This is a genomic window from Companilactobacillus paralimentarius DSM 13238 = JCM 10415, from assembly GCF_001434985.1.
Classification (GTDB): Bacteria; Bacillota; Bacilli; order Lactobacillales; family Lactobacillaceae; genus Companilactobacillus; species Companilactobacillus paralimentarius.
The window spans coordinates 1-7,003 of sequence record NZ_AZES01000005.1 but is presented as its reverse complement, the minus strand read 5'-3'; the positions used below and the strand labels follow the sequence as shown (position 1 = coordinate 7,003).

The 7,003-nt window shown below is 34.7% G+C and carries 11 protein-coding genes; all 11 read left to right on the top strand.

The annotated features are described in order from the left end of the window. The first annotated feature begins 159 nt into the window (after nt 1-159). On the top strand, nt 160-1,410 hold the full coding sequence (locus tag FD33_RS00275; RefSeq protein ID WP_025086169.1) for a hypothetical protein: 1,251 nt from the start codon (nt 160-162) through the stop codon (nt 1,408-1,410). A 10-nt stretch (nt 1,411-1,420) separates the two neighbouring features. Next, nucleotides 1,421-1,906 (top strand): hypothetical protein, encoded by a 486-nt coding sequence (locus FD33_RS00270; RefSeq protein WP_025086170.1) that lies wholly within the window; start codon nt 1,421-1,423, stop codon nt 1,904-1,906. Nucleotides 1,907-1,921: 15 nt separating this feature from the next. After that, nucleotides 1,922-2,056, top strand: coding sequence for an XkdX family protein (locus tag FD33_RS12560; protein WP_148299207.1), 135 nt, complete (start codon nt 1,922-1,924; stop codon nt 2,054-2,056). A 35-nt stretch (nt 2,057-2,091) separates the two neighbouring features. After that, the gene (locus FD33_RS00265) at nt 2,092-2,367 is read left to right on the top strand and encodes a hypothetical protein (protein ID WP_025086171.1); all 276 of its coding nucleotides are present in this window, start codon (nt 2,092-2,094) and stop codon (nt 2,365-2,367) included. Beyond that, nucleotides 2,357-2,653: a phage holin gene (locus FD33_RS00260; RefSeq protein WP_025086172.1), complete on the top strand. Its 297-nt coding sequence runs from the start codon at nt 2,357-2,359 to the stop codon at nt 2,651-2,653. The genes FD33_RS00265 and FD33_RS00260 overlap by 11 nt, the downstream gene beginning before the upstream one ends. Before the next feature lies 1 nt (nt 2,654). After that, nucleotides 2,655-3,680 (top strand): GH25 family lysozyme, encoded by a 1,026-nt coding sequence (locus FD33_RS00255; protein WP_025086173.1) that lies wholly within the window; start codon nt 2,655-2,657, stop codon nt 3,678-3,680. Nucleotides 3,681-3,851: 171 nt separating this feature from the next. Further along, nucleotides 3,852-4,319, top strand: a complete 468-nt coding sequence (locus FD33_RS00250; protein ID WP_025086174.1) for a Panacea domain-containing protein — start codon at nt 3,852-3,854, stop codon at nt 4,317-4,319. Nucleotides 4,320-4,423: 104 nt separating this feature from the next. Then, entirely contained in the window at nt 4,424-4,870 is a 447-nt protein-coding gene (locus tag FD33_RS00245; RefSeq protein WP_025086175.1) for a hypothetical protein, read from the top strand. A 219-nt stretch (nt 4,871-5,089) separates the two neighbouring features. Further along, a complete protein-coding gene (locus FD33_RS00240) occupies nt 5,090-5,578 on the top strand; it encodes a hypothetical protein (protein ID WP_025086176.1) in 489 nt (162 codons plus the stop codon). A gap of 15 nt (nt 5,579-5,593) precedes the next feature. Further along, entirely contained in the window at nt 5,594-6,136 is a 543-nt protein-coding gene (locus FD33_RS12805; protein WP_025086177.1) for a hypothetical protein, read from the top strand. A gap of 23 nt (nt 6,137-6,159) precedes the next feature. After that, the gene (locus FD33_RS00230; RefSeq protein ID WP_051564319.1) at nt 6,160-6,825 is read left to right on the top strand and encodes an AP2 domain-containing protein; all 666 of its coding nucleotides are present in this window, start codon (nt 6,160-6,162) and stop codon (nt 6,823-6,825) included. The last annotated feature ends 178 nt before the right edge of the window (nt 6,826-7,003 follow it).

The following is a 7,003-nucleotide window of genomic DNA, read 5'->3' as shown; positions in this document are numbered from 1 at the left end:
GCTGTATTAGGACTTCCAGATTTTTCGACCTTTGAAAAAGCTAGTGATGTTCAAACGGCTATTTCAAGTGCTTTAGGAAAAGTTGATGTTAGCCAAACTATGAGCATGTCCATTAGAAACAAATTACAAAATATGAATAAAGAAATGGGGTCTTAATAAATGGAAAATCAAGATTTAGATTTGATCGGTAAAACAGTTGGAAATATGCCTTATAAAATTGGAATTGTTGATCAAAACGGCAATTTAAAAAATCAATTTGTTGCAAAAGCTTCTACCAATCGAATTGACATTCCAGAACAAATGCTAAGCGGTAGTGGTTCAACAGGTGGTAGTACAGGCGGTAACACTGGTGGGGCTGATTCAAATCACCCATCAGCTGGTGCTGATTATTATGCTGGTTCACTTGCTGATGGTGAAATCACGCAGAGAAAGTTGGAATGGTCAGGTACTGATGACCCTACCAAGTCCAATAAAATTACCTTTGCAGATGATCCGGGAACGAAGCTTTTTGGTCAATTTGACGGAATTACTATTCTAGGACATATCCAGAAAACAGTAATGACAAAGGGTGTATTAGGTGCGGTTACTAGTGTTCCAATTAATTATGATCCAAAAAATGTCGTGAAGGCTGGATATTTCACTACAACAGCACCATATCCCTTGTACATCAAAACTGCTAGTTTGCCTGTTGGACAAAAGGTTCCAATTCAAATTACCGGTACTGGTGAACATCTAAGCGGTAAGAATGTAAAAGCTCCCATTCTTTCACTGACATTTAATGTCGATAAAACGATGACAATTGAACATACTGCTGGATATGATAATGATGGTGATGCTGCAGGTGCTACTGGAGCTAATTATCAATATGTAGTTGATAGAATTGCTACATTCTCCAAGCAAAATGCATTTGCTCAGTTACCACCATCGGTAAATCTATTTAGTGGATCGGCATCTGGAGATATTACCTTGACAGGTCCATCTAACTACTTTGAGAATGTAATGGATGGAATTGAAATTACATTTGGACAGTATGCCACTGCAAATAATATTGTGAATGACTTATTTCATAACTTAAACAAACTTGGAAATTATAGATTAAATGTTTCAGATATTGGTATAAGAACCATTAGAATTGGAAAAGAAGATTTGATCATTGGAAACAAAATAAATTTACTTTCTAAATTAAAATTTCCATCCACTATAAATAACTTTGAAGTTGATGGAGGAGGATATGGATGGAATAAATGGAGTGCAAATGTAAAATTTGATAGTATTGATAACAATTTACTAATCGTTAAAGAAAATTCTGTAATAAATTTAGGATTTAACATTATCGTTTCTAAAACAGACGGTACGGTAAAAACACCTTTTAAGCTAAACGTTTCTAAAGTAACAACATATAAAGATTAGGAGGGTACAAATGAAGATAGCAATTCAACTAAATTCTGATAGAAATATCATAGGAATTTATAGTTCACCAGAATCAGGGGCGGAACAACAATCTAAAATTGAAGGTTGGACACTAGTAGATAGTGATCCAGCTTTTTTGATTACCGAAAGTTATCTTTGGACAGTCAGAGAACAAGATAACAAATTGGTTTATATTTCTGATAACAAAACATCTGACGAACGTAATCAAGCAAACATTACGGCTTTAACACAAGATGGACTTGCAACAAAAATGACCACTGTTCAATTACAAACAGCGGTCACACAGTTAACAAAATCTAATCTTCAATTAACCTTGGATAATACGACTTTAAAAAATGACAGGGATCAGTTGAAATCGGATAGTAGCACGCAACAACAGGCAATTACTCAACTCACTACAGAATTAATGTCAATGAAGCTTAGCACAGAACAGAAAACCACATCTAGTACAGATGCTGGTGAAACAGGTAAATAATAGGAGGATATTAATATGATTGAATTATTAAAAACCGAAGTACAGATTTGGAAAACTTTGAAGGCCAAAGATATTAAAATTTATGTTCCAGCTATCATCACTCAAGATGATTTCAAAACAATTACAGGTGAGGATTTTGAAGAAGGCTAGCCTTCTTTTTTATGAAATTGGAGAGAAGGTGAATTATGCCGCCACACATTATCATGGGATATTCGCTAACTGAATGGTTGGCCTTATTCTCATTATTTTCAATATTCATCGGCGCATTAACGTGGTTCTTTAATGTTGTGATTATTAAACCACTTCGTCATGACATCAAGGATTTATCAAATCAATTTAAATCTTTCAAAAATGAGACTAAGCATGATAGCCACGCTTTAACAGAAATTGTTGAAGACCAAGAAAAAAGATTAATTCGTGTCGAGGACCGGGTTGGAATAGGAGTAAATAATGAAAAATAAATTTACGATTAAAAATCAAAATAAGGCTTGGTGGCTTTCACTAGCTTCATTAGTAGCCGTTTTGGTTCAGCAAGTATTTCATCTGTTTGGTTGGGAAATTACTGGCGATGAAATCAATACAGCGATGGCGATAGTTAACACCGTCTTAGTTATTCTAGGATCATTAGGATTAGTCACGGATACAGCAAAGAATACCGACACGGGTAGTAGTACTACCAATCAATCGGCACTAAATGAAATACCAACCCCAACATATTCAAAATCTACTAATTTAAGGAGAAACTAATATGACCAAATATTTTGCTGATATATCAAGTTTTCAAAGGGATGATTTGGCTTTTTTCCAGGGTTTAGTAAATGCAGGTGTTCAAAGTGTTTTGATTAAAACAACACAAGGTAGTCCTGACGGAGATAACTACATTAATCCTAAATCCGTTACTCAAGTAAGAAATGCTTTAGCAGCTAGCATGAGCGTAGGCTTCTATCATTATTTCAAGGCTTCAAGTATTGCAGATTCAATCAACGAAGCTAAATTTTTTGAGCAATCGGTTGTTAATTTAGGTTTTGGAAAAGATACACCACTTTGTGTGGATGTAGAGGATCCGTCATTAAATACTTTATTAGTAGCAGACTATGTTGATACCTTCATTAATTATTTGACAGAACAAGGCTATACGAATGTTTTTCAATATTCAATGGCAAGCTGGTTCAACCAAGGTATTCTAAATGCTAATGTGCATAGAACGTGGGTAGCCAATTATGGCGTTAATGCCTGTGGCGTTTCTGGCAATGTAATTGCTTGGCAGTACACATCAAGCTGGGGCGGTGGCTCTCAAGATATGAGCTATGACTGGGGTATCTTTGATAAGCAACCAGCTAAAACTGAAGCAACTACACAACCTACAGTTGAACCTGAAAAGCCTAAAGTAGAAAATACCATCAAATTAACTGAAAAAACACATCCAGTTGATCGTTTAGGAATTGAACGTCCTGAAACGTATGAAGCGGGTTCAACTTGGAAGAGTTCAGATATTGTTATGATCAATGATGAACCACATTACCAAATCGCTACCGATATTTTTGTTCCAATCTCTAAGACCACATTTAAAGATTTTATTATCGTTAAATATACGGACGGTTCACTGGCACCTGTCTTTGATTCAAAAGGAAACCGTGTACAGAATGCGTCTGTCAGCACTGGTAAATCCTTTAAAACTGATGGAATTCGAATCATTAATGGAATTCCAATGGCAAAAATTGCTACTGACCAATTTATTCCATTCGAGTACACTTCTGGCTCAAAATTTGAATAGTAAAGTAAATAATAATTAAGTTTCAGAATAATTAGTCCCCACTCAATATGAGTGAGGGCTTTTTTTTGAAAGGTCGTAGTATGCGTTACTGATGAAAGATGATATAATCAGCATGAGTAAATAGTAAGTCAGATATTGTTCTTTATAATTGCGCTGAGTGGAGGGATTCATATGACAGATAGCAAATTTACAGCACAACAAATTGCAAACTGGTATTTGAAAAAAGGTAGTTTATCTCCTAAAAAGTTACAAAAAATTTTATATTATGCTTATTCCTGGGTGTTAACTCTTACCAATGATGATGTTGATCATTTGGACAACAAGTTGTTTGATGATACCTTTGAAGCTTGGGCTCACGGACCAGTTTTACACGATATTTATTCTAAATACAAATCTTATGGGTACAATGATATTCCTGAATATAATGGGGAAGTTGTTGGATTACCTGATGATGTTGAAGACATTTTAAACCAAGTTTGGGACGAATATGGGACTTTTACTGCAGATCAGTTAGAAAACCTTTCTCACAGAGAAGCACCGTGGATAAAAGCTAGAGGAGATGCGACACCTTTATCAGCGAGCACATCCGCAATATCCGATAAGGATATTTTTAAATGTTACATTGAAAGGGTTGCTTAAAAATTTCTAGATCGAAAAGAAAACGGCTCAATAACATAGCTCCTAAGAATAATGTAGATAGTCAATTTAACAAAATTGATACCCATGAAAATATAAGCGTCGAATTGTCAGCTTATCCGAAGTGGCTTGATTCTGTTGATCTCAAAGATTTCAATAATTTTTATCGTGATTATCAAGAGATGTGCGCTGTTCTTAAGGTAATAATGGTGGAAACTATTCCATTTTTGAAGGAACATGGAATGGAAATTTTACAATGTAAATACCAGCATTGCCATGTTATTGGGGATGATAAAACAAATTTAATTACAAGAATTGTAAAAAAAATAAATAAATTTGATTTAGACCCGGAAATAACCTTATGGGAAATAGCCGCCAACAACTCCGGTGGTGTCAGAGTGATATGTGGCATTGATAAAGTTGGTGACCATATTTATTTTTATCCTTTGTTTATCGATATTCATCATCAAATTTATCCTAATAATCGATTTAGAGGTAATTATTCAAAAATTTGTAAATATAACATCTATGATGTTAAGAAGCCAAATTATTAATTGAGAAAATGCACAGGCCGGTTTGAATCAAATTACAATAGTTTTCTTCTTTTGTATTTGAGCAATCAAATAATACCCACATCTATTAAATTAGATGTGGGCTTTTTTGTTTGTCTAAAATAAATAGCATTTATTTGTATAATACACTTGTATTATAATACACACGTGTTATAATGTACTTGTAATCAAGAAGAGATAAAAAAGAAGGAAGTCTTAAAAATGTTCAAACGTTTATCAAGTCAAGAAAGAGCAAAGTTAACACCATCAGAGTTAAAAGCCTACAGATTTAGCAGACATCAAAGTAAGCTAATGAAAGATGCTCACAAAGTAGCTAAAATCATTGTTAGTTCTGTTGGCAATTACAGCATTGCTCTAGGCTTTGCTTTAAAATTTGTTAATAAATACGACAAAAACGTTAAAGCACTACGTGCCGCTAAAGACGCCGTTAAATTGTTTAAACTAAAACGTGTTACAGATGCCGCATATGACGAGTTTATGCCAAAATCTGTTGCCGGAGTTCCTGCTTGGGCTATCAAAAAAGACTTCTCAAGAGCAGGAGCTAAAGACATTCTTTTCTTTACTATCAAATCCGAAATTATTAGCGAAACTGAAAAAACTGTTCAAATCAGTTTTGATACAAAGAATCCTAAAGAAGATATTATTGATCATCATAAAACTTGGGTTGCTAAGAGCATCTTAGCTGCCTAATTGAGGAGAATAATAATGAAATTAAGTGAAAAAATTCAAAAGATACTTGATAGTAGTATCACATCATACAGAATCAGCAAAATAACAGGCGTCACAGTTTCTTCAATCGGTGCCATGCGTCGTGGAGAAAGAAAAGTTGAAAATATGCAACTTGGTATAGCTGAAAAATTAGGTCAATTCTACGATGAGGAGATGGCAGACATGTCAATGGAAACAATTCAAATTATTTTAAGTGAAGCTTTCAAAAAAATCGGAGTTAAGCCTTTTATTGATACCGATGACGAAAATGTTATTATTGAATTTGATTTGCTAGGCGATGACGATCCCGTTAGATTTGCAGTCTATACTAGTGAAATCACGACTAAAGATGACGTCTTGCAAAATCTGGGACAAGCTTTGAGAGACTTTGACACACAAGAAGAAGACGGCTACTATCCTAGCTTATATAGTGATCAAGCTACTAATCCCGAACCTGTGACTGCTGAGTATATGCCTATTAGTAAGGAAAGTTCAGACTACCTAGCGGGATTAGGCAAGAAGATTTTAAATCTCGAATAGGGCTGAAGGAAGGCACAATCTTAATGGCTAATAATCTAAAAAAAGACACCGCTGGAATTAAACAGGTTAAAAGAAAAAGTGGCTATAAATATCAGGCTAGAATTTCTATCAATGGCAAGTATCATCACTTAGGAACTTTTGATAATTTTGACGATGCTTATAAGGCTAGACAATCGGCGTTAAAAAAGCTTCCACAAAAAGAAAAAACTCATTACGTTAAAAAAAGCAGTCTTGTAGATTTAACGGGTGAAAAGTTTGGACACTTAACTGCAATCCGTAAGCTTCCGTACGACGGAACAAATAATAACATATGGTTATGCCAGTGCGATTGTGGTCAAACGGCTAAAGTAGTTTCGAGTGCTCTTACAAGAGGTGTACGTGTGACCTGTGGTGGTCCAGCTCATCAAGAGGAACATACAAAAAAGGGCCGCAAAGCGATAAAAGAAAAGCTGTACGTTGATAATTTGGCAGTCGGCAGAATTGATAGCTCCAAAGTTAAAAAATCCAAAAGAAATACTACTGGAGTTACCGGCGTTTGGTTCAGCAAACAAAAAAATAAGTATATTGCAGAAATAAAACTTGATGGTGTGAAATCTTATTTAGGAAGCTTCAAAACACTTGAGGAAGCTAAAGCTGCTAGACTTGAGACTGAAAGAAAAATTTTAGAGCAACATCCGAGAAAAAAATAATTTTTATTTTTGTGACGGAGCTGTGATACAATTTGACTATTGAAGATCTATCATTTCTAAATGTTTTCACCCTATAATAGGTAGGAAAACATAACAAAAGATAAGGCTTTGCGCACATTTTGCGCATATGTCAAGTAGGGTCTGATATATAGGCTTTTTAAAATCCTGTACTCTCCTT

What these genes read in the sequence shown, in the direction of transcription:
- FD33_RS00275 (WP_025086169.1), top strand. Translation starts at nt 160, where the DNA reads ATGGAAAATCAAGATTTAGATTTGATCGGTAAAACAGTTGGAAATATG.
- FD33_RS00270 (WP_025086170.1), top strand. Translation starts at nt 1,421, where the DNA reads ATGAAGATAGCAATTCAACTAAATTCTGATAGAAATATCATAGGAATT.
- FD33_RS12560 (WP_148299207.1), top strand. Translation starts at nt 1,922, where the DNA reads ATGATTGAATTATTAAAAACCGAAGTACAGATTTGGAAAACTTTGAAG.
- FD33_RS00265 (WP_025086171.1), top strand. Translation starts at nt 2,092, where the DNA reads ATGCCGCCACACATTATCATGGGATATTCGCTAACTGAATGGTTGGCC.
- FD33_RS00260 (WP_025086172.1), top strand. Translation starts at nt 2,357, where the DNA reads ATGAAAAATAAATTTACGATTAAAAATCAAAATAAGGCTTGGTGGCTT.
- FD33_RS00255 (WP_025086173.1), top strand. Translation starts at nt 2,655, where the DNA reads ATGACCAAATATTTTGCTGATATATCAAGTTTTCAAAGGGATGATTTG.
- FD33_RS00250 (WP_025086174.1), top strand. Translation starts at nt 3,852, where the DNA reads ATGACAGATAGCAAATTTACAGCACAACAAATTGCAAACTGGTATTTG.
- FD33_RS00240 (WP_025086176.1), top strand. Translation starts at nt 5,090, where the DNA reads ATGTTCAAACGTTTATCAAGTCAAGAAAGAGCAAAGTTAACACCATCA.
- FD33_RS12805 (WP_025086177.1), top strand. Translation starts at nt 5,594, where the DNA reads ATGAAATTAAGTGAAAAAATTCAAAAGATACTTGATAGTAGTATCACA.
- FD33_RS00230 (WP_051564319.1), top strand. Translation starts at nt 6,160, where the DNA reads ATGGCTAATAATCTAAAAAAAGACACCGCTGGAATTAAACAGGTTAAA.